This is a genomic window from Rhizorhapis suberifaciens, from assembly GCF_014200045.1.
GTDB lineage: Bacteria > Pseudomonadota > Alphaproteobacteria > Sphingomonadales > Sphingomonadaceae > Rhizorhapis > Rhizorhapis suberifaciens.
The window spans coordinates 203,203-228,115 of record NZ_JACHOV010000001.1; the positions used below are offsets into that span (position 1 = coordinate 203,203).

The following is a 24,913-nucleotide window of genomic DNA, read 5'->3' on the forward strand; positions in this document are numbered from 1 at the left end:
AGCAATCGACTTCCCCCGCAAGCCCCGCTAAGGGATTCGACGAACACGCACGGCGCATGAATTTGATCTGAGGTTTAAGGCAAATATGGCATCGAAGGCCGATCAGCTTGCATCCAATATCAGCTTTGCGAAATTTACGCAGGCGACGGACCTCAAGAAGCGCCTCTGGTTCACCTTGGGCGCTCTTATCATTTTCCGTTTCTTGAGCTTCGTTCCGCTGCCGGGTATCGATCCTACCGTTTTGTCGCAGCTGTATAAGCAGACGCAAGGCGGCGTCCTGGATATCTTCAATACCTTCTCAGGCGGGTCGCTTGAGCGCATGAGCCTCATCGCACTAGGCGTTATGCCGTACATCACGGCCTCCATCGTGGTTCAGCTCGCAGCGTCGCTATCGCCAACGCTTGCGGCCATCAAAAAGGAAGGCGAGAGCGGACGGAAGAAGCTTAACCAATATACGCGCTATGGCACCGTCGGATTGACTGCGGTGCAGGGCTATTTCATCGCCGTTGGGCTTGAAAGCTATGGGGCCCAGTCCGGGCTTCAGGCGGTGGTCGAACCCGGCATGCTGTTTCGCGTCGCCGCTGTCGTTTCGCTGATAGGCGGCACGATGTTCCTGATGTGGCTGGGTGAGCAGATCACCAGCCGCGGGATCGGCAACGGTGTGTCGCTGATCATCATGGCCGGCATCGTGGCTCAGCTGCCGGTGACCCTCACCAACCTGTTTCAGAGCGGCCGGGAAGGTTCGATCTCGGGCTTGCTGATCATGGGCATCATCGTGCTCGCTTTGGGTCTCATCGCCTTCATCTGCTTCATGGAACGGGCCCAGCGCCGGGTTTTGATCCAATATCCCAAGCGCCAAACCCGCCAGGGCATCATGCAGGCGGACCGCAGTCATTTGCCGCTCAAGGTTAACACGGCTGGCGTGATTCCACCCATTTTCGCATCATCGCTTCTGCTGATGCCGCTCACCATTTCACAATTTGCTGGCAATCGCGTGGCCGGCGAAAGCGCTTGGGGTGATTTCGTTATTGAGCTCAATCAGCTGCTGGCCCATGGCACCCCGATTTATATGGCGCTATATGGACTGGGCATTGTCTTCTTCTGCTTCTTCTACACTGCTGTGGTGTTCAATCCTGAAGAGACGGCCGAAAATCTCAAGCGTAATGGCGGGTTTATTCCGGGCATCCGGCCAGGCAAGAACACCGAAACCTATTTGGATTATGTCCTCACGCGCATTACGGTCATTGGCGCTGCTTATCTTGCTTTCATTTGTCTGGTGCCGGAGTTCCTGATCGCGCGGGCCGGCATACCTTTCTACCTTGGCGGCACCAGCCTTCTGATCGTTGTCAACGTCACGGTCGATACGGTGACGCAGATACAAAGCCATCTTTTGGCCCACCAATATGGGGATCTGATCAAGAAGGCGAAACTGAAGGGCGGACGTCTCCGATAATCGGCTTCTAACAGGGGAGAGCCATTCATGAATATCATATTGCTGGGCCCCCCGGGGGCGGGCAAAGGGACACAGGCGAGCCGTCTGGAGGCCGAGCGCGGAATGATCCAGCTTTCGACCGGCGATATGCTTCGGGCGGCGGTAAAGGCGGGAACGCCGATTGGCCTTAAAGCCAAAGCCGTGATGGACGCTGGTGAGCTGGTTTCAGACGACATCGTATCGGGCATTATCGGCGACCGTTTGGACGAACTTGGTCCGGGGACAGGCGTAATCTTCGATGGCTATCCTCGCACTGCTCCTCAAGCGGAGTCGCTTGCGCAGATCCTGGCCGGTCGGGGGCGCACGCTGGACCATGTCATCGAACTGGCTGTGGACGAGGATGCCCTGGTCGAACGCATTACGGGGCGCTTTACTTGCGCAACCTGCGGCGAAGGTTATCACGATGTTTTCAAAAAGCCCGCCCAGGCTGGTCGATGCGACAAATGCGGCGGCAGTGAATTCAAGCGCCGCCCGGACGACAATGAGGAAACCGTCCGCACACGCATGGCGGAATACCGGGCCAAGACTGCTCCGATCCTGCCGATTTACGAGGCGCAGGGAATCGTCAGCCGCGTAGACGGAATGGCGGATATGGCTGACGTCGCAGAGGCGATCGGCGCAATTCTGGATGGTTCAAGCCGATAGCTGCATCCTCCATGTTCTGCGGGACAGGCATGGAGGAGCTATGCGCCTTTGATCGGCGGAGCTTATTGGCGATGATGACGCTTTTGGGGCGACGGCGCAGTGCGCGATTGTCGATGGCCGGATACCAGTAGGCGCTGGATCAATAGCGAGACTAAATGCTTGTCATGCGGCTTAGCATTGGCCGTTGAGACAGGGACGGAGGCTCAAGCCCTCCTTAGGCCCTGTAAAATGAAAACCGCCCTTTGGCTTTTGAGGCTTTGGGGCGGTCGTTCATGTTCAGGCGAACAGGACGGTCGAGTAGGTCAGTACGTTAACTGCTACCGAGACCAGGCCTACCGCGCCATAAAGTGCGATACGCATTTTTGTTACTCCAACGTGTAGTTTTATTGCAAGGTCTTAACTACCCCTGCGGCCCACTGTTCGCAATCGCAAAAAAATTATTGCAATTGCACAAAATGCAACCGTCGTTTTTGCGGAAAGGAAAATATATCCCCGAAAGCATGGAAAAACCTTGTTATGTGCACCTGCGAAGGGCGTTCCGGGACGATGTAATTTATCGCTGCAGGTAAACCTTTGGTCGCAATCGGGCATGGCTCCAACCAGGACTGCTCTAAGACTGAGATGACGCTCTGGCCCTTTTCGCAAATTAAGGTTCCAACCCGGCCCAAACTGCATTAACCGGCTCCTTGATCCTTAAGGTGAAGAGGCGAATCCCCCATGACTGCTCCGGGCCACGAATCCATATTGATCGTCGATTTCGGCAGTCAGGTAACTCAGTTGATCGCGCGCCGCGTCCGTGAAGCCGGGGTGTATAGTGAGATTGCCCCCTTCAGCATGGCGGCCGAAGCCTTTGAACGGATGAAACCCAAGGGGATCATTCTTTCCGGCGGGCCAGCCTCGGTCACCGGCGAGGGAAGTCCCCGGGCGCCCCAGCAGCTTTTTGAGGCCGGTATCCCCATCCTTGGCATCTGCTATGGCCAACAGGTGATGATGGCGCAATTGGGAGGGAAGGTTGAAGGCGGTGAAACGGGTGAGTTCGGTCGGGCTTTCATTGAAGTCTCCGATAGCTGCACTCTCTTCGATGGCCTTTGGAAGGAAGGGGAGAAGCACCAGGTCTGGATGAGCCATGGCGACAAGGTCACGGCCTTCGCGCCCGGCTTCAAAGTGGTGGCGGTCACTGAAGGCGCGCCCTTTGCGATCATCGCCGATGAAGAGCGCAAATTTTACGGCATGCAATTCCATCCGGAGGTTGTCCACACCCCCGACGGCGCGAAGCTGATCGCCAACTTCGCGCGCCATGTGTGCGGCCTTGCTGGCGATTGGACCATGGCCGAATTCCGCGCCACCAAAATCGCGGAGATCCGTGCCCAGGTGGGCAAGGGCAAGGTCATCTGCGGCTTGTCAGGCGGCGTCGACAGCGCGGTGGCGGCTGTTTTGATCCATGAGGCCATTGGCGACCAACTGACCTGCGTGTTTGTTGACCACGGTCTGATGCGTCAGGGAGAGGCGGAGCAGGTCGTCAGCCTTTTCCGTGGGGCATATAACATCCCGCTCGTTCATGTTCAGGCGGAGACCTTATTCATGAACGGTCTCGCCGGCGTGACCGATCCGGAAGCCAAGCGAAAGTTCATCGGCAAGACTTTTATCGATGTCTTCGATGAGGAAGCCCGCAAGATCGGCGGCGCGGACTTTCTGGCCCAGGGTACGCTCTATCCGGATGTCATTGAAAGTGTGAGTTTCACCGGCGGCCCATCGGTCACCATCAAAAGCCACCATAATGTAGGCGGCTTGCCCGAACGCATGAACATGAAGCTGGTCGAGCCCTTGCGCGAGCTTTTCAAGGATGAGGTGCGCGAGCTGGGCCGGGAACTTGGGCTACCCGAGCATTTTGTGGGTCGTCATCCTTTCCCCGGGCCTGGCCTCGCGATCCGGATTCCTGGCGAAGTCACCCGGGAACGGTGCGACATTCTTCGCAAGGCAGACGCTATCTACCTTGAGGAAATCCGCAATGCGGGACTTTATGACGCCATTTGGCAGGCCTTCGCCGTTCTCCTTCCTGTGCGTACCGTCGGCGTCATGGGCGATGGCAGGACCTATGACTGCGTTTGCGCACTGCGGGCCGTGACCTCAACGGATGGCATGACAGCCGACGTATATCCTTTCGACGCAGGCTTCCTGACGCGTGCCGCTACTCGGATCGTAAACGAGGTGAAGGGCATTAATCGGGTGGTTTACGACTATACCTCCAAACCGCCCGGAACGATCGAGTGGGAGTGATACGGTAGGGGAGGGCAGGATCGTTTTCCAACCACTGTAATCCATTACCGGGATACGGGCGCCGTCGCGGATCACGAACGGATTTTTGACGCAATATGCGGATGGACAAGGAAGCGAGGGCTGCTAGCCAGCATCCAACAGCCGAAGAACTAATCCTCCAGATGCGCTTTCCTTGGGCGTCGCAAGCCCGGCATTGCTGCCGCTCAGGCCGCCGCGGGGGCAAGCGCCTGCGCTTTTGTCGCCGGCTCCGGAGCGTCCTTATTGGGATCGATCCGGAACCACAGCGCATAAAGGGCGGGCAGGAACACGAGCGTAAGAATTGTCCCTCCCAGCGTGCCGCCGATCAGCGTGATGGCCATAGATCCCCAAAATACCGATTCAATCAGAGGTACGAACGCCAGCACCGCCGCCAGGGCAGTCAGGATGACTGGGCGGGCGCGTTGCACCGTCGCCTCGACTACCGCATCATAAGGGTGCATCCCATCGCGTTCATGATCGTGGATCTGCCCGATCAGGATTAACGTGTTGCGCATCAATATGCCCGCCAGCGCGATCAAGCCGAGGATGGCGTTGAACCCAAAGGGCTGACCCGTCACCAGCAAGGTCGGGACCACACCGATCAGGCCCAATGGCGCGGTGAGCAGCACGATCGCCATCGCGGAAAGCTGTCGCACCTGGAGGATGATGACGATCATCATCAGCACGATCATGATGGGGAAGATCGGTGCGAGCGCTGCATTCGCCTTGCCCGCTTCCTCGATCGAGCCGGCCATGTCGATGCGATAACCCACCGGTAGCGTCTCGATGATTGGCTGGAGCTTTTCATGGATTGCGTTGGAGACGTCGGGCGGCTGCAACCCGTTGGCGATGTCGCCGCGCACGGTTATCGTCGGCACCCGATCCCGGCGCATCAGAATCGGTTCCTCCATACGCACTTCGATCTTGCCGATCTGGCTGATCGGTATGCGCTGGCCGCTTTCTCCCGTCAGTGTGAAGTCGGCGATCCGCGCGGGGTCAAGCCGCTTCGTTCCCGCCGAGCGCGCGACTACGTCAACGGTGCGAATGTCCTCGCGCACCTGCGATACGGTAACCCCCGAAAGCAGAAATTGTAGTTGCTCGCCCACCTCGCTCGACGTCAGGCCGATGGCGCGGAGCCGATCCTGGTCGAGAACGAAGTGGAGCGACGGCACGCGCTCGCCCCAGTCGGTGTTGACCGTCCGCATCATCGGATCGGCGATCATGACCGCGCGTACCCGCTCGGCAATCTCCCGCACTGTCGCGACATCCGGGCCGCCCACGCGGAAAGCGACGGGGAAGGGTGAATAGGGACCAAAGACAAGCTGCGTGGCGCGTACCCGCGCTGCAGGCGCGAGTCCATCGGCGGCAGCCTGACGCAGGCGCGATTTCAGCGTGTCGCGGGCCTCCTCGGACGCGGTCAGAACCACGATCTTGGCGAAGGATGGATCCGGCAGTTCGGGCGAGAGCGACATGAAGAAGCGGGGTGCACCCTGGCCTATATAGGTGGTGACGATCTTTGCTTCAGGCTGACGGCGCAGCCATGCTTCGACCTCGCCTGCGGCCACGGTGGTGCGCTCGATCGCAGTGCCCTTGGGCATTTGTACCTCGACCAGCACCTCGGGCCGGTCGGAAGCCGGGAAGAACTGCTTCTTGACGAGTGCCATGCCCAGCCCGGCGACGATGAACGCGCCGAGCGTAGCCAGCGTCACCAGCTTGCGACGGTGAACCGCCCAACGGATGATGCCGCGAATATTGCGGTATCGGGGTGTTTCGTAAATCGCCGCGTGGCCGCCCTTGACCGGTTGGATGTCGGGAAGCAGCTTGACCCCCATATATGGGGTGAAGATAACCGCGACGACCCAGGAGGCGATCAGCGCAAAGCCCACGACCCAGAAGATGTTGCCGGCATATTCGCCGGCGGTGGACTGGGCAAAGCCGACCGGCATCAGGCCGATGACCGTAACCAGCGTTCCCGCCAGCATGGGGGAGGCGGTGTGACTCCAGGCATAGGCCGATGCACGGATTCGGTCGTAACCCTCCTCCATCTTCACCACCATCATCTCGATGGCGATGATGGCATCGTCAACCAGCAAACCGAGCGCCAGGATAAGCGCGCCCAGCGTGATACGGTCGAATACCCTGTCCGTCGCCCACATGATGACGATGACGACCGCGAGCGTCAGCGGCACCGCCGCCGCTACCACGATGCCGACCCGCCATCCCAGGCTGACAAGGCTGACGATCATCACGATCGCGAGCGCTTCGAGGAAGGTCTTCATGAACTGGTCGACCGCCTGCGAAATGTTCACTGACTGGTCGGTGACTTTGGTCAGGGTCATGCCCAGCGGCAGTTCGGATGAAATCCCCTGGACTTCGGTCTTCAATGACTTGCCCAGATCGAGGCCGTTCCAGCCCTCCCGCATGATGACGCCCAACAGCAGCGCGGGTTCGCCCTGGCTACGAATTAGAAAGGTGGCAGGGTCTTCATAGCCGCGCTTGACCTCGGCGATGTCGGAGAGGCGCAACGTCGTCGCACCTTTTGCGACGACCGGCAGGTTTCGAATGGTGTCCAGATCATCAAAGGCGCCGTCCAGGCGGACGACGACCGCTGGCCCCTTCGCCTCTATGGCGCCGGCGGGAGTGATGAGGTTCTGCTTTGCCAGCGCAGCGAAAATGTCGCGCGGAGACACGCCGAGCGTCGCCAGCCGCTCCTGCGCAAATTCGACATAAATGCGTTCCGGCTGCTCCCCGACGATGTTGACCTTCTTGACTCCAGGCACATGGAGCAGGCGCTGGCGAAGTGTTTCGGCCTCCCGGGCCAGCAGCCTTTGGGGCTCGCCCTTCGCCTTCAAGGCATAGAGCGCGAAGGTGACGTCGCCATATTCGTCATTGATGAATGGCCCCATCACGCCGCGCGGCAAACGCGGCGCCTCATCCTCCAGCTTCTTGCGCGCCTGGTAAAATTCGCCTTGGACCTCGGCAGGTGGCGTCGTGTCGCGGAGCGTTAATGTCGTAAAGGCAAGGCCAGGTCGCGTGAACGTCTCGCTGCGATCATACCAGCGCAGTTCCTGCAGGCGCTTCTCCAGCGGTTCTGCTACCTGATCCTGCATCTCCTGCGCCGTAGCGCCGGGCCATGTGGTGACGACCGTCATACCCTTGATGGTGAAGCTCGGATCTTCGGCGCGCCCCAGGTTCAGAAAGGCGGCGATGCCGGCCAGCGTGATGGCGATGATGAAGAACAGCGTAACCGACCGTTCTCGAACGGCGAGGGCGGACAGATTGAAACCGCCGCCTTGTTTCCGGGTGCTGCTCATCGCACCGTCGCTTTCAATGCCGCGATCCGGACAGTTTCGCCCTGGTGCAGCATGTGGGCACCAAGGGCGACGATCCGCTCCCCTGGCCTCAGGCCTTTAGAAATGATGGCGCTCTCGTCATCCATGGACGCTAGCCTGATCGCCCGCCAATCCACTTTGGGCTTCATCCCGGACCCAACAATCCAGACACCCGGGCCCTGTCCGCGATCATGAAGCGCGCCGAGCGGTACAGCGATCGCCGCTGACTGGCTGGGTAGGGCGAACGTAATGGAGATGGTGGACCCGAGGGGGGCCCTCGTCACCGCACCGTCGAGGACGAAACGTGCCTCGAAAGTCCGCGATGCGGGGTTGGCGGCATCCGATAACTGGCGCAACCGCGCCCGGCCCTTCCTGCCGTCATAAGCCTCAGCCGACGCAACTGTGCCAAGGGTGGGGCGCAAGATTTCAGGCAGATCGACGATCGCTTCGCGCGGTCCGGATCGGGCGATTCGGACGACGACTTGGCCGGCCGCAACCACCTGGCCTGGTTCGGCCAGTGTTTCTACCACCGTCCCGTCGGCGTCGGCGACCAATGTCGTGTAGTTGGCTTCGTTGCTCGCGACCAGGACCTGTGCCTGCGCTGCGGCAAGTTGCGCGCGAGCGGCGTCGGCGGACGCCCTTATCTGGTCGTAAGCAGATTCGGAAACGGCACCGGCGGAAACCAAATCGCGATACCGTCGTTCGTCGGCCGTCGTCTGAACAGCGCGGGCGCGAGCCGCCTCCGCGGTTCCTGACAGCGCTCTTGTCGCCAATGCCAGATCGGTGCGGTCGATTCGCATCAATGGCTGGCCCTTGCGAACGGTCTGCCCGGCATCGACGAGGCGTTCGATGACCTTTCCACCGACGCGGAAACCAAGGTCGCTCTGCACTCGCGCCGCGACAACGCCAGTAAACTGGCGCTGCGCATCGTGTGCGGCACCGGCCGTTGTCACGCGCACCAAAGGGGGCGCGACACGTGGATCGGCTTCCGAGCGGCCGCAGCCGGCGAGCATGGACGAGCAGAGGGCAATCACGCCGACGGTGGGGCCCCAAGAACGATTCAACACACCAGTTCCTCCAAAGCGATTGGAACCAGATGTCACCATGTGACCAATATGTCAATTAGTCACATGTAATTTGCCTGCTCAGGGCGCAAGGCTCCGCAACACGAGCCCCGCCACTTCCGATGGGGCATCAGGCAAGAGATTAAGGTTGCGCTCAAGGGACAGAGGATCGATGAACGGGAGCAGAGCGTAAAATATCGCACGGCAGGTCTCGTCGAGCGGCGTTTTCCGCTCGAACTCTCCCGATTCACGGCCGGCCTTGAGAATGGTCGCCAGCAGTGCCTGCAACGAAATGGTATAAGCCTGCGCCGACGACCATTTTTCCGAGGATGCCAAGGCTGCAATCTCATAGATTTTGCGATCCGTAAAAAAAAGTTCGACGCCAGAATTCGTAACGGTTTTGGCGAATTGCCTGAATTTTTCGGTGGCGCTGTCGGCCTTGTCCACGGCTTCCCGAACCTTGGCCAGCAACTGCGTCAGGCAATCTGCACAAATCGCCTCGCCGATCGCCTGCTTAGAATCGAAGAAGCGGTAAATGTAAGCCTTGGAAAAGCCGATTTCGCGCGCGAGATCGGCTACGGTGGTCTTTCCATAGCCATAATGGGCAAAATGTTCGTGCGCCGCCTGCACGATCTGGTCGCGAATAGCGTGTTCGGCGGGGCCTCGCTGCTGAATGCCGGTCTTGCTTGTCTGGTTCGTCATATGAATCCCTATAGCAAGGTTTTTGATCTTGACAAATAGTGACAAATTATATCATTGGTCACACATGATGTTTCTGTCGGAGGCGATGCCATGAGGAATTTACGGCATCTGATAGCCGCGGCTTCGGTGTCGGTGAGCCTGAGCGGCTGCGCGGTCGGTCCGCGCTATGATGCGCCGTCCTTGTCGACCCCGCCGGCGTTCATGGGTGAAGCTGCGGTCGAGGCGCGAGCAGCGCCAATCGCTACGGTCGATCTTGTCGACTGGTGGCGGTCGTTCAACGATCCGATGTTGACCAGCTTTGTCGATCGTGCCCTCGCGCAAAATCTCGATCTTCAGCAGGCCACCGCGCGGGTGACGCAGGCGCGGGCGGCGCTGAAAAATGCGAATGCCGCATTGCTGCCTTCGGGGCAGTTAAGCGGGCAGGCCAGTGAGCTTTATCAGTCCAAGGAAACGTCGATCGGCCGATTGGCGAGCTCATTTCCGGGATTCGATCGGGAAACGCAAAGCTATGAGGCAAATCTAGGAGCAAGTTGGGAGTTGGACCTCTTCGGCGGCAATGACGCCGCGCGAGACGCCGCTCGAGCCGACTGGCAGGCGTCGCAAGCGGCGGCGGTCGCCGCTCGGCTGGCAGTGATCGCGCAGACCGCGGACACCTATATCCTCATCCGTGCGCTCCAGATGCGTCTCGCCATAGCAAATGAACAAAGCGATACTCAGCGGCGCCTGGTCGAACTTATTGCCTTGCAATACCGAAAAGGAGTGGCCGCGGAGTTGCAGTTGCGCCAGGCTGAAGGGGCATTGTCCCAGGTTCAGGCCGTGGTGCCCGAACTGGAACAGGGACTGGATGCCGCGATGAACGCGCTTGATGTGCTCGTCGGCGTACAGCCGGGGGCGTCTCGCGGAGAACTCACCCCGGCCAGACCCATTCCGGCCCCGCCCTCGGTATCGACGGCCGGGGGCCCGGCGGAAATGCTGCGGCGGCGTCCGGATGTCATCGCGGCGGAACGCAGGCTTGCTGCCTCCAACGCCCGGATCGGCGTGGCGATGGCGGAATATTATCCGAAGCTTTCATTAAGCGGCCTGCTTGGGAGCGCCACGACGGCGATCGGTGGGTTTCTGGGAAGCGGCGCCACTCAGGCTGGCGGGATAATGGGACTTCGTTGGCGGCTCTTCGACTTCGGGCGCATTGATGCGGAGATCAAGGTTGCGCGCGGACGCAATGCGGAAGAACTGGCGGCCTACCGCCTCACGGTGCTTCGTGCATCAGAGGATGTCGAAAATGCGTTTTCCGGTTTGGTCAAGCAGGAGGCCCGCGCGGAGATTCTTGGTCAGGGAGAAACGTCCCTGACCCGTGCGCGCAGCGCCTCGCTGGCTGCATATAAAGGTGGCGTATCCAGCCTGCTCGACGTTCTTGATGCCGACCGCCGCCTGCTGGAAACCCGGGACGCCGAGGTTCAGGCGAAAGCCGCCGCCGCTCGGGCCGCTGTGGCATCGTTCCGTGCGCTTGGCGGTGGTTGGGACCCTGGCAGCGGCGCGATTGCGGTGAAGTAGACTCCCGAACAAGACCGGAAAGAGTCTGATTGGCGATTGGATGAAATCGGTCTGTCAATGCGGTGGAATCCCCGCTGGCATATCCGCGCCTGGACGCTACATAAGGGACCATGTGGCAGCTCTATCAATTCCCCTTATGTCCTTTTTCCAGAAAAGTCAGGCTTTTGCTTGGTGAAAAGGGCATTGGCTACGATCTGGTGCGGGAATCCCCCTGGGCGCAGCGGGACGAATTCCTGGACATGAACCCGGCCGGCAGTACGCCAGTCATGGCCGATACGGAGCGGGGTATCACCCTCATCGATTCCCAGGCCATTTGCGAATATTTTGAAGAGACGGTGGAAAAATTCCCGCTGATCAGCGGAGGGGCGGCTGGCCGTGCGGAAATTCGCCGCCTTACCGCCTGGTTCGACCAGAATTTCTATGGGGACGTGGTTGCGCCCCTGCTGCACGAACGGATGCGCAAGCGGCTGGTGGAACGCGTCTCTCCTGACGCCCGTGTCTTACGAGAAGCGATGAAGCGCGCTAACACCCACATGGATTATATGGATTATCTGCTCGACCATCGGAACTGGATGGGCGGCGCGACGATGAGCCTGGCCGACGTCACTGCGGCTGCTCAACTTTCAGTGGCCGACTATCTGGGGGGCATTGACTGGGTAGGGCATGAACAGACCAAGCGCTGGTATGCGGGCTTCAAATCGCGGCCCTCTTTCCGTCCCTTATTATCGGAACGGATGGAGGTGATTGTGCCTCCAGCCCATTATGAAAAGCCGGATTTTTAAAGGCGGGGAAGCCGCTCACGCTTTTTGATTGACGGCCAGGTCATCAAGGGTGACCCCTACCCGCCGCATCTGTGCCTCCACCTCCGGCCAGACATGTTCGATAAAATTGGCCTTTTCCATGGAGCGCAATTTCCGGCTTGCGCCCTCGGCAACGAACATGCCCACTCCGCGCTTTACGATTATCAGCCCATCGTCCTGAAAACTTTGATAAGCCTTGGCGACTGTAAGGGGATTGGCCCGCTGGCTGGCGGCAAAGGCGCGCACCGATGGGAGAAGATCGCCATCCCGGAACGCGCCGTCCAATATTGAAGCGGAGATGATGTCCCGCAGACGAAGATAGACCGGTTTGCAACTTTCGCTCATCACTGCATCAGTCGCATAATACAGCGAGTCCGGTCAACGGCGAATTGGCGGGATTTGAACAAGAGAGGGTTGGAAACCAATAGCGCGCACAGGCGAAACGAAATTATCTGTCCCAATCCCTTACGTGTTCGAAATAATCTGGCCGAGGACGCTCATCGAGCGGTCGGGACGGCGTGCCCAGAAAAAGAAAACCTGCGATCCGTTCATGCGCTTCGCCAAAAGCGTCACGGACCTGATCATTATAGCTTGGCCAACCCGTCAGCCACCCGCCTCCAAAACCAAGCGCAGTTGCCGCATGCAGCAGGTTCATACAGACAGCGCCTGCTGACAACTCCTGCTCCCACAAGGGAATTTTGCTGGCCTGCACCGGCGATGACAGTACGACCACCATCGCCGGAGCCTGATGGGCGAACTGCACCATCGCCTCGATTTCCAAACGCCCTGCGTCCGGTTTTTCGGCGCGATACGCGGCGGAGAGAAGTTCCGCCAGTTTTTCTCGCTGATCTTCATGAACCACGACAAGCCGCCATGGCGCTAATTTGCCATGATCCGGCGTTCGCATGGCTGCGGTGAGTATCTGGCGCAGTTGCTCGCTATCGGGACCGGGCGCGACCAAATCGCGAGGCTTGGTGGAGCGGCGCGTGAGAAAATAGCGAATGGGGGAGGAGAAGTCGTTAAACATGGAACGGCTATAGTGCGACAGCGAAGGGTAGCCAAGGCTTGTGCCGTCCCGCGCCCTGATCCCCCACTTGGCTCTGCGCAGCAACACAAGGTTTATCCCATATTTCTCACATAAACCTCTCCCTTCGGGACAGGCTGCTTTGAAATAATCTTCTTCACAGGCGTAATTTTTGGTTTAGTCTGCGTTGCCGATACGGCGGCTCAGTTGCCCGATCATCTTGGAGCGGAAAGCCCTCATGGCGACTTCGACAGACAATTTTCCAATCGAGCAGGGAAAGACGTTCCTGGGCCATCCCCGGGGTCTTTTCGTCCTGTTCTTTGCTGAAATGTGGGAGCGCTTTTCCTATTACGGCATGCGCGCCCTGCTTATCTTCTACCTGACGCAGCATTGGCTGTTTTCCGACCAGCAGGCGTCGATAATATACGGGGCATACACGGCGCTGGTCTACATCACGCCCGTGATCGGCGGCTATCTGGCCGACCGTTATCTTGGACAGCGTAAGGCCGTGCTTTTCGGGGCGGTGCTGCTGACCCTCGGCCACTTCCTGATGGGATTTGAAGGGGACGGCGGTCAGGGCGGCTTTGCCATCAATATATTCTGGTTGGCGCTGTCCTTCATCATCGTTGGCTCGGGCTTCCTAAAGGCCAATATTTCGGTGATCGTGGGACAGCTTTATCCCCGGACAGATGTCCGACGCGACGCCGCCTATACGATTTTCTACATGGGCATCAATCTGGGTGCGGCGCTCGGGTCCTTCTTCTGTGGCCTCATCGGTCAGACCTATGGCTGGTCCTACGGCTTCGGTCTGGCGGGTTTCGGCATGCTGGCGGGCCTTGGGGTCTTCGTTCGGTACAAGCCGCTGCTCATGGGCCGGGGTGAAGCGCCCGATCCGGCGGCGCTCAGACGACCGGTGGCCGGGCTGAAGCTGGAATGGCTGCTTTATCTTTTCGGCGTGGGGGCGGTGGCCGTCATTTGGGCCCTGATCCAATATCAGCAACTTATCGGCTGGATGCTGGGTGGCGCGGGAGCCATATTGGTCGCGTATGTCCTTTACACCGCTGTCGCAAAGCTTCCGGGGCAGGACAGGGACCGGATTTTTGCCGCCATCTTTCTCATCTTCGGATCGATCCTGTTCTGGGCGCTGTTCGAACAGGCGGGTTCGTCGCTGAACCTGTTTACGGACCGCCATGTCGATCGCGCCGGAGTTCCAGCTTCGGTGTTTCAGGCGGTCAATCCTGTTTATATCGTCCTTTTGGGACCGGTGTTCGCCTGGCTATGGACGGCATTGGGCCGACGGGGGCTTGAACCGTCGGCGCCCGCGAAGTTCGGTCTGGCAATGGTGCAGCTGGGCGCAGGTTTCCTGGCCCTGGTTGCGGGCGCCGCGGCCTTTGGCACAGAAAATCTAACTCCGGTCATCTTTATCTTCCTGATCTATCTGCTGCACACCATGGGCGAGCTTTGTCTTTCTCCTGTGGGTCTGTCGGCCATGAACCGGCTGGCGCCGCCCCATATGGCGTCCCTCATCATGGGGACTTGGTTCTTCGCTTCGGCCACAGGGAATTTTGCGGCCGGGTTGATCGCGGCAGCCACCGGCGCTGAGGGACTGGAAGGGGAGGCGGCAGGCAAGGAAACAGTGCTGTCGGTATATTCAACGGTCGGGTGGACCGCCGTTGCCGTTGGTGTCGCGGTGGTGGTGATCTCTCCTCTGATCCTGAAGCTCATGCACCTCGACACGCTGAAGGACCATGACAGCGATCATGCGATGGCGGGCGAGCCAGAGCTTGGTGAGCCGGCGGCTGCAGGGGTTCAGACCAGGGGGGAAACCCGCTGATGTCCTTAACCCGGTCGCTTCCAATGCTGGCGGCGCTGGGAATGGGGCTGGCGCTGTTGCCGACCGGCGGGGCCCTGGGAGAGGACAAGAAAGACGACAAGGGTAAGGCAAGTCTCTCGGCGGGGCCCCTCGATCCCTATCCTTCCACCTACGCTCCTTACCCATCGCAGCCGACGGCTATCCGTGGCGCGACCATCCTCGATGGCGAAGGTGGACGGATTGATGGCGGTGTGGTCTTCCTGTCGGGCGGCAAGGTCGAGGCGATTGGCGGTCCGGACACTCCGATACCGGCCGGTGCGCTGGTGCTTGATGGCAGGGGTAAATTCATCACGCCCGGCATCATTGATGTCCACAGCCATTTGGGTGACTATGCCTCGCCCAGTGTAGCAGCGAACAGTGATGGCAATGAGATGACCTCACCCGTCACCGCCGATGTATGGGTGGAACACAGCGTCTGGCCGCAGGATCCCGGCTTTTCGCGTGCGCTGGTCAATGGTGGCGTCACGGCCCTGCAGATATTGCCGGGCTCAGCCAATCTGTTTGGCGGCCGCTCGGTCGTACTGAAAAATGTGCCGGCCCGGACTGTTCAGGGCATGAAGTTTCCTGGAGCGCCCTATGGCCTGAAAATGGCGTGCGGCGAAAATCCAAAGCGCGTCTATGGCGCCCGGAGACAAAAGCCCAGCACTCGCATGGGGAATGTGGCGCTGGATCGCCAGACCTGGATCGCCGCGCGCGAATATCAAAAGAAACGGGCGGCGGGAAAGGAACAGACGCGGGACCTCGACATGGAAACATTGGCCGACGTCCTGGAGGGCAAGATCCTGGTTCAGAACCATTGTTACCGCGCCGACGAGATGGCGATCGTCATCGATATGGCCAAGGAGTTCCATTACAAGGTGACGGCCTTTCATCATGCCGTGGAATCCTACAAGATCGCGGACCTGCTTCGCGAAAACGGCATCTGCTCCGCAATGTGGGCGGATTGGTGGGGCTTCAAGATGGAAAGCTATGACGCCATCGAGGAGAATATCCCACTGGTTCACAGCGCAGGGGCTTGCGCGATCGTGCACAGTGACGATGAAAATCAGATTCAGCGCTTGAACCAGGAAGCGGCCAAGGCGCTTGCGAACGGGCGGCGCATGGGGCTGGACATCAGCGAAGCCGACGCATGGCAGTGGCTCAGCTACAATCCCGCAAAGGCCTTGGGCGTGGCTGACCGCACCGGAAGCTTGAAGTCCGGCAAAATGGCGGACGTGGTGCTGTGGAACGGCAATCCCTTCAGCGTCTATACCAGGCCGGAAAAGGTGTGGATTGATGGCGCGTTGCTGTTCGACGCCAATGATCCGGCGCGGCGGCCGGTGAGCGATTTCGAACTCGGCCAGGCGGGCGAGGGGGATGTGAAGTGAGGGTCAGCAGGGCGTCGACGGCCTCAGCTCGAATCCTTTTAGGCATCGCGCTGCTGTCAATGTCAGCCCCTGCCCTTGTCCAGACCATCGCCATTACCGGTGGCAAGGTCGCCATCGGCGACGGTAGCGCGCCGATTGACAACGGCACGGTTGTCATCGCCAATGGCAAGATCGCTGCGGCCGGAGCCAAGATTCCCATTCCTCCCGGCGCACAACGGGTCGACGCGAGCGGAAAATGGGTCACGCCCGGCATCGTCGCGGGATTCTCGCGCGTCGGCCTCATTGAGGTGGAGTCGGTGGAATCCACCAATGATGCGGGAGCTCGATCCCCCTTTTCAGCCGCCATTGATGTCGCTCCGGCAATCAATCCGCTGGCATCTCCGGTGGCGATAAGTCGCGCAGGGGGGGTGACCCGGGCGATTGTCGCACCTGTCGCGCTTGGCGGCATCTTTGCGGGTCAGGGCGCAGTGATAGACCTTGGCGGCGACATGGAGCCAATCACGCGCGCCCGCGCCTTCCAGTTCGTGGAGCTGGGCGAGGCCGGAGCAAGCAGTGCGGGCGGCAGTCGTGCGGCCTCGCATCTTTTGTTCCGGGCTATGCTGCGCGAGGCGCAGGATTATGCGCGAGCGCCAGCGGCCTATGACGGTCGGTCGAAGGACAATCTGCTGCTGCGGGCAGACGCGCAGGCGCTGGTGCCGGTCATCAACGGTACGGTTCCGCTTTTCATTCATGTGGAGCGGGCGAGCGACATATTGCAGTCGCTGGCGCTCAGGAGGGATTTCCCTGCGCTGAAGCTCGTACTGGTCGGCGTGAGCGAAGGCTGGATGGTCGCGGACAGGATTGCGGCTGCAAAAGTGCCGGTCATTGCGAGCGCGCTGAACGACCTTCCAGCCGCGTTCGAGCGGCTGAACGCCACCCAGTCCAATGTCGGCAGGATGAAGAAGGCGGGTGTCTCCGTCGCCATCGGAATGATCGGTGACAATGACGCTCATCAGCTACGCTATACCCCGCAATATGCTGGGAACCTTGTGGCCTTGCAGAGGGTGCCCGGTGCGACAGGCCTGGAATGGGGCGCGGCGCTGGCCACGATCACCTCTGCCCCGGCAGAGGCAGCAGGGCTGGGCCAGGTCATGGGTTCGCTGAAGCCCGGCCGCGTGGGGGATGTCGTGATTTGGAGCGGTGATCCGCTGGAGCTGTCCTCAACGCCCGAAATCGTCTTTATCGATGGCGTGAAGCAGTCGATGGAAACCCGGCAGACACGCCTGCGGGAGCGATATCGCTCACTTGCGCCCGCCGCCTTGCCAAAGGCGTATGACCGATGATGCCGATGTGATCGCGCCGGTTCTGGATTGTCGATCAAATTTCGGTATAGGCGAATGAGAGGAGTCTCGGGCCGCGGGCACCGGGACAGGAGCACGGCGCTGGGAGGGCTGCGAACCGGCATATGAGCAGGAAATTCTTTGGCACGGACGGCATTCGCGGCCGCACCAATGCTTGGCCGATGACGGCCGAGCTGGCCATGAAGGTCGGTATGGCGGCAGGTGCGCATTTCCAGCGCGGAACGCATCGTCACCGTGTGGTGATTGGCAAGGATACGCGCCTTTCCGGCTATATGGTCGAAAACGCGCTGGTCGCGGGCTTCACCAGCGTCGGCATGGATGTGGTCCAGTTCGGGCCGGTGCCGACACCGGCTGTGGCCATGCTGGCGCAAAGCATGCGCGCTGATTTGGGCGTCATGATTTCGGCCAGCCACAATCCCTATTTCGACAACGGCATCAAGCTGTTCGGACCTGATGGCTACAAGCTTTCCGATGAGGATGAGCTGAAGATAGAGGCATTGCTGGAAAGCGATATTCCGCTTGCTGCATCTCAGGACATCGGCCGCGCCCGCCGGGTGGAGGACGCACGCGGTCGGTATATTCATGCCGTCAAATCCAGCTTCCCGGCACATTTGCGGTTGGATAGGCTGAAGATCGTCATCGACTGCGCCAATGGGGCGGCCTATCAGGTGGCGCCCTCCGCGCTGTGGGAATTAGGTGCGGAGATCGTCGCCATCGGCGTCAATCCCAATGGCTTGAACATCAATGATGGGTGCGGATCGACTGCGCCGCTCTCCTGCCAGGAGACGGTGGTGGCTTCGGGAGCCGATATCGGCATTGCGCTTGATGGCGATGCTGACCGCCTGATCGTGGTGGATGAAAAGGGACAGATCATCGACGGCGATCAGATCATGGCGTTGATCGGTAGCAGTTGGGCGAAGGCGGGGACGTTGCGCGGCGGCGGTCTGGTGGCGACTGTCATGTCGAACCTGGGCCTGGAACGCTTTCTAAACGGGCAGGGGATCGATCTTGTTCGCACCAAAGTGGGCGACCGCTATGTGCTCGAGCAGATGCGCGAGGGGGGCTATAATGTCGGCGGCGAACAGTCGGGCCATATGATCCTGTCCGATCATGCGACCACGGGCGACGGCACCATTGCGGCATTGCAGGTGCTCGCAGCCGTGGTGGAAAGCGGCAAGCCCGCGAGCGAGGTATTGCACCAATTCGATCCTGTGCCACAGCTTTTGAAGAATGTGCGCTATGCTTCTGGAAAGCCTTTGGAAAATGCAAAGGTTCAAGAAGTGATCGCTCAGGCGGAGCGGGAACTGAACGGCTGCGGCCGACTGGTCATTCGTCCTTCGGGCACTGAAGCTGTGATCCGGGTCATGGCCGAAGGGGACCGGCAGGACCAGGTCAAGGATGTGGTGGAACGCATCTGTGCTGCTGTTGCGGAGGTCGCGGGCTGATGCTGGAGATGCGGCCCGATTGCGAACGCTGCGGCGTTGATCTGCCGGCCGACGCGGGCGGCGCATTCATCTGTTCCTTTGAATGCACATTCTGCGCCCGATGCTCCGAAGCAATGGATGATCTTTGTCCCAATTGCGGGGGCGAACTGCTCGACCGGCCGACGCGCTCGGCTCGTCTGCTGGGGATATATCCTGCTTCCACGGAGCGGAAAGGAAAGGCGTGAAGATTGCGCGCATCCTGGCGATTGCAGGCTCCGACAGCAGCGGCGGAGCGGGCATCCAAGCGGACATCAAAACCATCACAATGCTGGGCGGTCATGCAATGACGGCGATCACGGCGGTAACCGCGCAAAACACGCTGGGCGTGCAGGATGTGCATGCCGTCCCCACTGACATGGTGCTCGCGCAGATCGACAGCATTGTGTCGGATATAGGCGTCGATGCTGTAAAAATAGGAATGATAGGTTCTGCGCCAACCGCAAATGCCACGGCGGATTATCTGTCCAAATTACGAAATGATGTCGGATATAGCGACTTACCGATTGTTTTTGATCCAGTAATGGTTGCGACCAGCGGCTCTTCCTTGGCTGACGCGGAAACGATTTCGGCATTTGAACGATTGATGCGGATTTCAACGCTAGTGACGCCCAATCTGCCAGAGCTGGAAGCTTTGGGCGGTGACGCGGCCGTATCGCGCCACGGATGCATCGTGCTCGCCAAAGGGGGGCATGCACCGGGTGATCGGCTGGTTGACCGCCTGTTCGATCAGGGCGGTGAAATCGCCCGCTGGGAAGACCAGCGCATAGCGACGCCTCACACCCATGGCACTGGCTGCACCCTGGGCAGTGCGATCGCGACCGGATTGGGACAAGGAATGCCGCTCCTAGACGCCGTCGCGCGAGCACGGCAATATGTCCGTGCCGCCCTGATAGCGGCTCCAGGGCTCGGCGGCGGCCATGGTCCGGTGGGTGTACCGCGCTATGCCTGATTTTTCCCATGAGGACCGGCACACCGGCCATGTTGCGGGCGTAGACGAAGCTGGCCGCGGTCCGTTGGCAGGGCCAGTTCTCGCGGCCGCAGTGATACTTGACCGGAAAGCTGTGCCTGATGGCCTCAACGACAGTAAGCAGCTTCCCGCAGCGCGACGTGCAGTGCTTGAGCGAGAAATCCGCCAGTCCGCGATCTGCTTCGGCATCGGCATTTGCACCGTCGAGGAGATTGATGAACTCAACATTCTATGGGCCACCATGCTGGCAATGCGCCGGGCAGTAGAAGCCATGGCTCGCGACTGCGCGCATATATTGGTCGATGGCAATCGCTGCCCGCAGTGGCGCTGGGCCTCGACGGCAATAGTGGAGGGGGATGCCAAATGCCTTTCCATCGCGGCGGCGTCGATCCTGGCGAAGGAGGCGCGCGACCGCATGATGGTGGAGGCGTCGCGCGCCCACCCCAATTATGGCTGGGAGCGGAATAAGGGTTACGGCACGCCCGAACATCTGGAGGCGCTGCGCTTGCATGGACCCACGCCCCTGCACCGCAAAAGCTTCGCCCCAGTGGCGCAGCTGGTCCTGCTTTGAGCGCCTGGTGGCATAAATTTACCAAAGTTTTTCGCTGAGTCCTTGCAGCCACACCCACGATATCTTGAGTCCGGATCTGCATGCTTGACCCAATATGTCGTGGGGACTCCTTTCGTTCTCACAACGTTAACCATTTTGTCAGGCTCATCTCCTAAGCTTTTGAACTTGACGGAGTCCTCCCAAGGACTCACCCTAAGGGCTCAACAGGGGTCAATAAGAATATGGGTGTCATGGAACGCGTTTCGACGCGCAAGGGTAAGGCTGCTGTCCAGACCGCGCCGGTAGAAGCAGACCGGCTGATCAGGGCCGACTGCATCAGCGCAATGGCGGCGCTGCCCGATGCATGCGTCGACATGGTTTTTGCCGACCCTCCCTATAATCTTCAGCTGGGCGGCGACTTGTTCCGACCGGAGGGCGGGCGCGTCGATGCGGTGGATAATGACTGGGACAAGTTCGATACGCTGGCGGCTTATGACGCCTTCACCCACGCCTGGCTGGAACAGGCGCGGCGCATTTTAAAGCCGAACGGCACTATCTGGGTCATCGGCAGCTATCACAATATTTTCAGGGTGGGTGCGGCGCTTCAGGATCGTGGCTTTTGGATCCTCAACGACATCATTTGGCGCAAGGCCAATCCCATGCCCAATTTCAAGGGCACTCGCTTCACCAACGCCCATGAGACGCTCATCTGGGCCTCGAAGGGTGAAGACGCGCGCTATACCTTCAACTATCGCTCTATGAAGACGCTCAATGATGAACTGCAGATGCGTTCGGACTGGGTGCTTCCGATTTGCGGTGGGCAGGAGCGATTGAAGCGCAACGGCGTTAAGGCTCACCCTACCCAAAAGCCAGAGGCGCTGCTCTACCGTATCCTGCTTGCTTGCACGAAACCTGGCGACATAGTTCTCGATCCCTTCTTTGGCACTGGCACGACCGGCGCGGTTGCACGCCGCTTAGGGCGCCATTGGATCGGCATCGAACGGGAAGAGGATTATTGCGAAGTCGCGCTGGAACGCATCGCTGCTTCCCTGCCGCTCGATGAGTCCGCACTTACCATCATGCAGTCGCCCAAGGCGCAGCCCAAGGTCGCCTTTGGCACGCTGGTCGAAAATGGCTATCTGAAGGCGGGAACGCCGCTCTATGACGCAAAGCGCCGATGGAAGGCCGTTGTGCGCGTCGATGGATCGCTCCAAACGGAGGGGGATAGCGGGTCCATTCACAAGCTTGGCGCCCTCCTGCAAAAGGCGCCGTCATGCAATGGCTGGACGTTCTGGCATTATGAAGAGGGTGGTACGCTGAAACCGATCGACGCGGTGCGTCAGACCTATATTCTCGCCACGGAGCCATAATTTCTCCGTCATTCCTGGGAAGTAAAGCGGCCTTCAGGGGGCGAATTGATGGAAAGCATGGGTTCCCGCTTTCTTGGGAATGAAGAGCGGTATAGACGTCAGCCATGACCGCAGCGCTCTCTTCCCTCCCCACTGACGCCCGCATCTATTTGCGCCCCTGCAACTTCGTGGACTCCCCCATCGGCTTCGATGGCCGCACCGAGCGTTTGGCGCATGGCCTGCTCTGGTTCTCTGCCGTGGAACTGACCGCGATGAAGGGCGAAGAGCGCCTGCATCGCGACCTCATTCACGTGGAAAATCTGGAAGAAGCCCTTAGTGCGCTTTCCGATCCGGAACATGCCCGCGCCATGCTTCATGGTTTTACGACATCCCGGCAGCCATTGACCCTAGGGGAGCGCGTCATTCGTTTCGATACGCCCCATGTCATGGGCATTTTGAACATGACCCCCGACAGCTTTTCCGACGGCGGCAAGCATGCAGGCGATCCCTCTGCGGCGGCGGATTCCGCATTCGCCATGTATGAAGCAGGCGCGTCGATCATCGATGTCGGTGGTGAATCCACACGTCCGGGGGCTGAACCCGTCTGGGAGGGTGATGAGATAAGCCGCGTCGTCCCCGTCATTGAGCGTCTGGCCAAGGGTGGCGTGCCCGTCTCGGTGGATACCCGAAAAGCTTCGGTCATGGAGGCCGCGCTGGCAGCGGGCGCACATCTTGTGAATGATGTAAGCGGCCTTCTCCACGACCCAAGAAGTACGGAAGTGGTGGCAAGGGCGGCCTGTCCGGTGGTGCTGATGCACTCGCCTTCGGCAGGCGATAACCCCCACGCCGAGGCGGCCTATGGCGAAGCGGTCATTAATGTCTATGACTGGCTGTCCGCCCGCGTCGAAGCCGCGGTCGCCGCCGGGGTCGCGCGCGACAGAATCATTGTCGACCCCGGCATCGGCTTTGGTAAATCGCTGCAACATAACCTTGCCATCTGCAACAGGCTTGCCATGTTTCAGGGCCTTGGACTGCCGCTGCTCTTTGGTGCCAGCCGCAAGCGCATCATCGGGGCGCTAGCCAATGAAGCCCCCGCAAACGAGCGGCTGGGCGGTTCGGTGGCCCTTGCTTTCCACGCCGTCCAGCAAGGCGCGCAAATGGTCCGCGTTCATGATGTTCACGAGACAAGGCAAGCCCTCCAGCTCTGGCGCGGCCTGCGCGACGCGGCAATTGTGGCAGGATGAGGTGAGTTCCGCCATTCCCGGCGACTCCGGCATTGGCGATGGCGACGTCGCGCCCGTTAATCAGCGCCGATTTTCCGCTGAAATCCTCACTCATTTTCAGCCTCCTCATCGGGATAGCTGGCGCTTACGAAATAGAGCCCATCCGGCGGCGCATTGAGGCCCAGCGTCTGCCGGTCCCGCGCTTCGAGGGCCGCGCGCATATCTGTCGCTTGCCATTTTCCCATGCCTACAAGCGCCAGGCATCCGACCATAGAACGGACTTGATGATGCAGGAACGATCGTGCGGCGGCGTGGATCAGCACATGTTCGCCCTGCCGCTCCACATCCAGCCGGTCCAGCGTTTTGACCGGGCTTGCCGACTGGCACTGCACCGATCGAAAGGTCGTAAAATCATGAAGGCCGACCAGAATCTGCGCTGCCTCGTGCATCGCCGCGTGATTCAATGGCTGCACCACTCGCCAGGCAAGCCCTGCCTCAATAGTGAGCGGCGCTCGACGGTTGGCGATGCGATAGATATAAGAGCGTCCGATGCAGGAAAAGCGGGCGTGCCAATCATCCGGCACGATTTCGCAGGCAAGAACAGCCACCGGATCCGGTCGCAGCAGCGCATTCAATCCCTCCATCAGACGAAAGGGGGCAAGGGGCTTATCTATGTCGAAATGCGCGCGCATGGCTAGCCCGTGGACGCCAGCGTCGGTACGGCCCGCCGCATGAAGGACGCACCGTTCACCTGTTATGGAAAAGGCAGCCTCCTCTATCGCCTGCTGCACGCTTGGCCCGTGGGCCTGCCGCTGCCATCCCATGAATGGCCTGCCGTCAAACTCCACGGTGAGGGCGAATCGGGTCATGTCATACCGATGCCGCGTTCGGGTCCAAGGGCAGGCGGCAAGGAAAGTTATCCATCCACCGCCGTCCCTTGAGCCATTTCAAATCCGCGCAGCAATTCCCCTACGCTCATCGCCGCCTTTCCCGCCCGCTGGATTAAAGTCGGTCGAATAGCGTCCTTGCCGCAGGCGATGAGCAGGCTGTCGTCAAGCAACATGCCGGGTGACCCGCTCACATGCTCGACATGGGCGGCGTGGATGCGAAATCTTTCTCCCTTATATTCGAAAAAGGCGCCCGGTGCTGGATTGAAAGCCCTGATCTGCCTTTCGATCGAATAGGCATCGCGGGAAAAATCGATACGCGCTTCCGCCTTGTCGATCTTGGCGGCGTAGATGACGCCTTCCTCCGGCTGGGGAATGGGAGGCTGAGCGTCCATATCCTCCAGCACCTCCACCATCAATTCGGCACCCGCGGCGGCCAGTTCGGCTGTCAACTGCCCGGCGGTCTTGTCCTCGATCGGTGTCACATGCTTGGCGCGCATGGGGCCAGTGTCCAACCCTGCCTCCATGTCCATGATGGTGACGCCCGACACATTATCGCCGGCAAGAATGGCCCGCTGGATCGGGGCAGCGCCGCGCCAGCGTGGAAGAAGCGACGCATGGACATTCATGCAACCATGCTTTGGCGCAGCAAGGATCGTGCCGGGCAGGATCAGGCCATAGGCCGCGACGACAGCCACATCGGCATCGAGCGCGGCAAACGCGGCCTGCACATCGGGATCCTTCAGGGAAACCGGCGTCCGCACTTCCAGTCCCATCGATTCCGCGCGCGCCTGTACTGGCGTTGGGCGCAGCGCCTTGCCGCGACCGGCGGGACGGGGTGGCTGACTGTAGACGGCCACGACCTGATGTCCGGCCTCGACCAGCTTTTCCAGCGTAGGCACCGCAAAATCCGGTGTTCCCATGTAGATTATACGCATAGGTCCTCTGAAACGCTTGGCAGTAGAGAG

The 24,913-nt window shown here is 60.1% G+C and carries 21 protein-coding genes; 14 read left to right on the plus strand and 7 right to left on the minus strand.

The window, feature by feature from the left end; translation table 11 throughout:
• Nucleotides 1-85 precede the first annotated feature (85 nt).
• The 3 genes from secY (at nucleotide 86) to guaA (ending at nucleotide 4,414) form a co-directional block, all read left to right on the plus strand.
• Nucleotides 86-1,453: a preprotein translocase subunit SecY gene (gene secY / locus HNQ99_RS01080; RefSeq protein WP_184473788.1), complete on the plus strand. Its 1,368-nt coding sequence runs from the start codon at nucleotides 86-88 to the stop codon at nucleotides 1,451-1,453.
• 27 nt (nucleotides 1,454-1,480) lie between these two features.
• Nucleotides 1,481-2,137 (plus strand): adenylate kinase, encoded by a 657-nt coding sequence (locus HNQ99_RS01085; protein ID WP_184473789.1) that lies wholly within the window; start codon nucleotides 1,481-1,483, stop codon nucleotides 2,135-2,137.
• 717 nt (nucleotides 2,138-2,854) lie between these two features.
• Nucleotides 2,855-4,414 (plus strand): glutamine-hydrolyzing GMP synthase, encoded by a 1,560-nt coding sequence (gene guaA, locus HNQ99_RS01090; protein ID WP_184473790.1) that lies wholly within the window; start codon nucleotides 2,855-2,857, stop codon nucleotides 4,412-4,414.
• A 203-nt stretch (nucleotides 4,415-4,617) separates the two neighbouring features.
• Here guaA and HNQ99_RS01095 read toward each other — a convergent pair whose 3' ends face one another.
• From HNQ99_RS01095 to HNQ99_RS01105, 3 genes are all read right to left on the minus strand, one after another.
• Nucleotides 4,618-7,746, minus strand: coding sequence for an efflux RND transporter permease subunit (locus HNQ99_RS01095; RefSeq protein WP_184473791.1), 3,129 nt, complete (start codon nucleotides 7,744-7,746; stop codon nucleotides 4,618-4,620).
• Entirely contained in the window at nucleotides 7,743-8,831 is a 1,089-nt protein-coding gene (locus HNQ99_RS01100; RefSeq protein WP_322790287.1) for an efflux RND transporter periplasmic adaptor subunit, read from the minus strand. The genes HNQ99_RS01095 and HNQ99_RS01100 overlap by 4 nt, the downstream gene beginning before the upstream one ends.
• 78 nt (nucleotides 8,832-8,909) lie before the next feature.
• A complete protein-coding gene (locus HNQ99_RS01105; RefSeq protein WP_184473792.1) occupies nucleotides 8,910-9,530 on the minus strand; it encodes a TetR/AcrR family transcriptional regulator in 621 nt (206 codons plus the stop codon).
• 90 nt (nucleotides 9,531-9,620) lie between these two features.
• On the opposite strand from HNQ99_RS01105, the gene HNQ99_RS01110 reads away from it, so the two are divergent.
• Together HNQ99_RS01110 and HNQ99_RS01115 are read left to right on the plus strand one after the other, a co-directional pair.
• The gene (locus HNQ99_RS01110; RefSeq protein ID WP_184473793.1) at nucleotides 9,621-11,081 is read left to right on the plus strand and encodes an efflux transporter outer membrane subunit; all 1,461 of its coding nucleotides are present in this window, start codon (nucleotides 9,621-9,623) and stop codon (nucleotides 11,079-11,081) included.
• Between the two features lie 110 nt (nucleotides 11,082-11,191).
• Nucleotides 11,192-11,863 (plus strand): glutathione S-transferase family protein, encoded by a 672-nt coding sequence (locus HNQ99_RS01115; RefSeq protein ID WP_184473794.1) that lies wholly within the window; start codon nucleotides 11,192-11,194, stop codon nucleotides 11,861-11,863.
• Between the two features lie 15 nt (nucleotides 11,864-11,878).
• Here HNQ99_RS01115 and HNQ99_RS01120 read toward each other — a convergent pair whose 3' ends face one another.
• Nucleotides 11,879-12,226 carry a GntR family transcriptional regulator gene (locus tag HNQ99_RS01120; protein ID WP_184473795.1) on the minus strand — a complete coding sequence of 116 codons (348 nt, stop codon included), beginning with the start codon at nucleotides 12,224-12,226 and terminating at the stop codon, nucleotides 11,879-11,881.
• A 103-nt stretch (nucleotides 12,227-12,329) separates the two neighbouring features.
• Nucleotides 12,330-12,908 (minus strand): nitroreductase family protein, encoded by a 579-nt coding sequence (locus HNQ99_RS01125; RefSeq protein ID WP_184474017.1) that lies wholly within the window; start codon nucleotides 12,906-12,908, stop codon nucleotides 12,330-12,332.
• 235 nt (nucleotides 12,909-13,143) lie between these two features.
• Here HNQ99_RS01125 and HNQ99_RS01130 point away from each other — a divergent pair, with 235 nt between their 5' ends.
• The 9 genes from HNQ99_RS01130 to folP all read left to right on the plus strand — a co-directional run bounded on the left by HNQ99_RS01130 (nucleotide 13,144) and on the right by folP (nucleotide 23,079).
• Nucleotides 13,144-14,739, plus strand: a complete 1,596-nt coding sequence (locus HNQ99_RS01130; protein WP_184473796.1) for a peptide MFS transporter — start codon at nucleotides 13,144-13,146, stop codon at nucleotides 14,737-14,739.
• A complete protein-coding gene (locus HNQ99_RS01135; RefSeq protein ID WP_246414321.1) occupies nucleotides 14,739-16,145 on the plus strand; it encodes an amidohydrolase in 1,407 nt (468 codons plus the stop codon). The genes HNQ99_RS01130 and HNQ99_RS01135 overlap by 1 nt, the downstream gene beginning before the upstream one ends.
• 59 nt (nucleotides 16,146-16,204) lie before the next feature.
• Nucleotides 16,205-17,467 (plus strand): amidohydrolase family protein, encoded by a 1,263-nt coding sequence (locus HNQ99_RS01140; RefSeq protein ID WP_184473797.1) that lies wholly within the window; start codon nucleotides 16,205-16,207, stop codon nucleotides 17,465-17,467.
• Nucleotides 17,468-17,589: 122 nt separating this feature from the next.
• Nucleotides 17,590-18,930 carry a phosphoglucosamine mutase gene (gene glmM, locus HNQ99_RS01145; RefSeq protein ID WP_184473798.1) on the plus strand — a complete coding sequence of 447 codons (1,341 nt, stop codon included), beginning with the start codon at nucleotides 17,590-17,592 and terminating at the stop codon, nucleotides 18,928-18,930.
• Nucleotides 18,930-19,154 (plus strand): DUF1272 domain-containing protein, encoded by a 225-nt coding sequence (locus HNQ99_RS01150; RefSeq protein WP_184473799.1) that lies wholly within the window; start codon nucleotides 18,930-18,932, stop codon nucleotides 19,152-19,154. The genes glmM and HNQ99_RS01150 overlap by 1 nt, the downstream gene beginning before the upstream one ends.
• Nucleotides 19,151-19,918, plus strand: a complete 768-nt coding sequence (thiD, locus tag HNQ99_RS01155; RefSeq protein ID WP_184473800.1) for a bifunctional hydroxymethylpyrimidine kinase/phosphomethylpyrimidine kinase — start codon at nucleotides 19,151-19,153, stop codon at nucleotides 19,916-19,918. The genes HNQ99_RS01150 and thiD overlap by 4 nt, the downstream gene beginning before the upstream one ends.
• Nucleotides 19,911-20,507 (plus strand): ribonuclease HII, encoded by a 597-nt coding sequence (locus HNQ99_RS01160; RefSeq protein WP_184473801.1) that lies wholly within the window; start codon nucleotides 19,911-19,913, stop codon nucleotides 20,505-20,507. Before thiD ends, HNQ99_RS01160 begins: the two co-directional genes overlap by 8 nt.
• 221 nt (nucleotides 20,508-20,728) lie before the next feature.
• Complete coding sequence (locus HNQ99_RS01165) at nucleotides 20,729-21,856, plus strand: site-specific DNA-methyltransferase (RefSeq protein WP_184473802.1); 1,128 nt, start codon at nucleotides 20,729-20,731, stop codon at nucleotides 21,854-21,856.
• Nucleotides 21,857-21,960: 104 nt separating this feature from the next.
• A complete protein-coding gene (folP, locus tag HNQ99_RS01170) occupies nucleotides 21,961-23,079 on the plus strand; it encodes a dihydropteroate synthase (protein WP_184473803.1) in 1,119 nt (372 codons plus the stop codon).
• Nucleotides 23,080-23,165: 86 nt separating this feature from the next.
• Here the strand turns inward: folP and truA are convergent, their stop codons facing one another.
• Entirely contained in the window at nucleotides 23,166-23,927 is a 762-nt protein-coding gene (gene truA / locus HNQ99_RS01175; protein WP_184473804.1) for a tRNA pseudouridine(38-40) synthase TruA, read from the minus strand.
• A gap of 47 nt (nucleotides 23,928-23,974) precedes the next feature.
• Nucleotides 23,975-24,883, minus strand: a complete 909-nt coding sequence (gene fmt / locus HNQ99_RS01180; RefSeq protein WP_184473805.1) for a methionyl-tRNA formyltransferase — start codon at nucleotides 24,881-24,883, stop codon at nucleotides 23,975-23,977.
• Nucleotides 24,884-24,913 lie beyond the last annotated feature (30 nt).

Bases quoted from the DNA above. Each gene is read 5' to 3' on its own strand.
- HNQ99_RS01095 (WP_184473791.1), bottom strand. From the start codon at position 7,746: ATGAGCAGCACCCGGAAACAAGGCGGCGGTTTCAATCTGTCCGCCCTC.
- HNQ99_RS01165 (WP_184473802.1), top strand. From the start codon at position 20,729: ATGGGTGTCATGGAACGCGTTTCGACGCGCAAGGGTAAGGCTGCTGTC.
- HNQ99_RS01135 (WP_246414321.1), top strand. From the start codon at position 14,739: ATGTCCTTAACCCGGTCGCTTCCAATGCTGGCGGCGCTGGGAATGGGG.
- HNQ99_RS01105 (WP_184473792.1), bottom strand. From the start codon at position 9,530: ATGACGAACCAGACAAGCAAGACCGGCATTCAGCAGCGAGGCCCCGCC.
- HNQ99_RS01160 (WP_184473801.1), top strand. From the start codon at position 19,911: ATGCCTGATTTTTCCCATGAGGACCGGCACACCGGCCATGTTGCGGGC.
- truA (WP_184473804.1), bottom strand. From the start codon at position 23,927: ATGACCCGATTCGCCCTCACCGTGGAGTTTGACGGCAGGCCATTCATG.
- HNQ99_RS01140 (WP_184473797.1), top strand. From the start codon at position 16,205: ATGTCAGCCCCTGCCCTTGTCCAGACCATCGCCATTACCGGTGGCAAG.
- HNQ99_RS01110 (WP_184473793.1), top strand. From the start codon at position 9,621: ATGAGGAATTTACGGCATCTGATAGCCGCGGCTTCGGTGTCGGTGAGC.
- secY (WP_184473788.1), top strand. From the start codon at position 86: ATGGCATCGAAGGCCGATCAGCTTGCATCCAATATCAGCTTTGCGAAA.
- fmt (WP_184473805.1), bottom strand. From the start codon at position 24,883: ATGCGTATAATCTACATGGGAACACCGGATTTTGCGGTGCCTACGCTG.
- HNQ99_RS01085 (WP_184473789.1), top strand. From the start codon at position 1,481: ATGAATATCATATTGCTGGGCCCCCCGGGGGCGGGCAAAGGGACACAG.
- guaA (WP_184473790.1), top strand. From the start codon at position 2,855: ATGACTGCTCCGGGCCACGAATCCATATTGATCGTCGATTTCGGCAGT.
- HNQ99_RS01125 (WP_184474017.1), bottom strand. From the start codon at position 12,908: ATGTTTAACGACTTCTCCTCCCCCATTCGCTATTTTCTCACGCGCCGC.
- HNQ99_RS01115 (WP_184473794.1), top strand. From the start codon at position 11,192: ATGTGGCAGCTCTATCAATTCCCCTTATGTCCTTTTTCCAGAAAAGTC.
- HNQ99_RS01150 (WP_184473799.1), top strand. From the start codon at position 18,930: ATGCTGGAGATGCGGCCCGATTGCGAACGCTGCGGCGTTGATCTGCCG.
- glmM (WP_184473798.1), top strand. From the start codon at position 17,590: ATGAGCAGGAAATTCTTTGGCACGGACGGCATTCGCGGCCGCACCAAT.
- HNQ99_RS01120 (WP_184473795.1), bottom strand. From the start codon at position 12,226: ATGAGCGAAAGTTGCAAACCGGTCTATCTTCGTCTGCGGGACATCATC.
- HNQ99_RS01130 (WP_184473796.1), top strand. From the start codon at position 13,144: ATGGCGACTTCGACAGACAATTTTCCAATCGAGCAGGGAAAGACGTTC.
- folP (WP_184473803.1), top strand. From the start codon at position 21,961: ATGACCGCAGCGCTCTCTTCCCTCCCCACTGACGCCCGCATCTATTTG.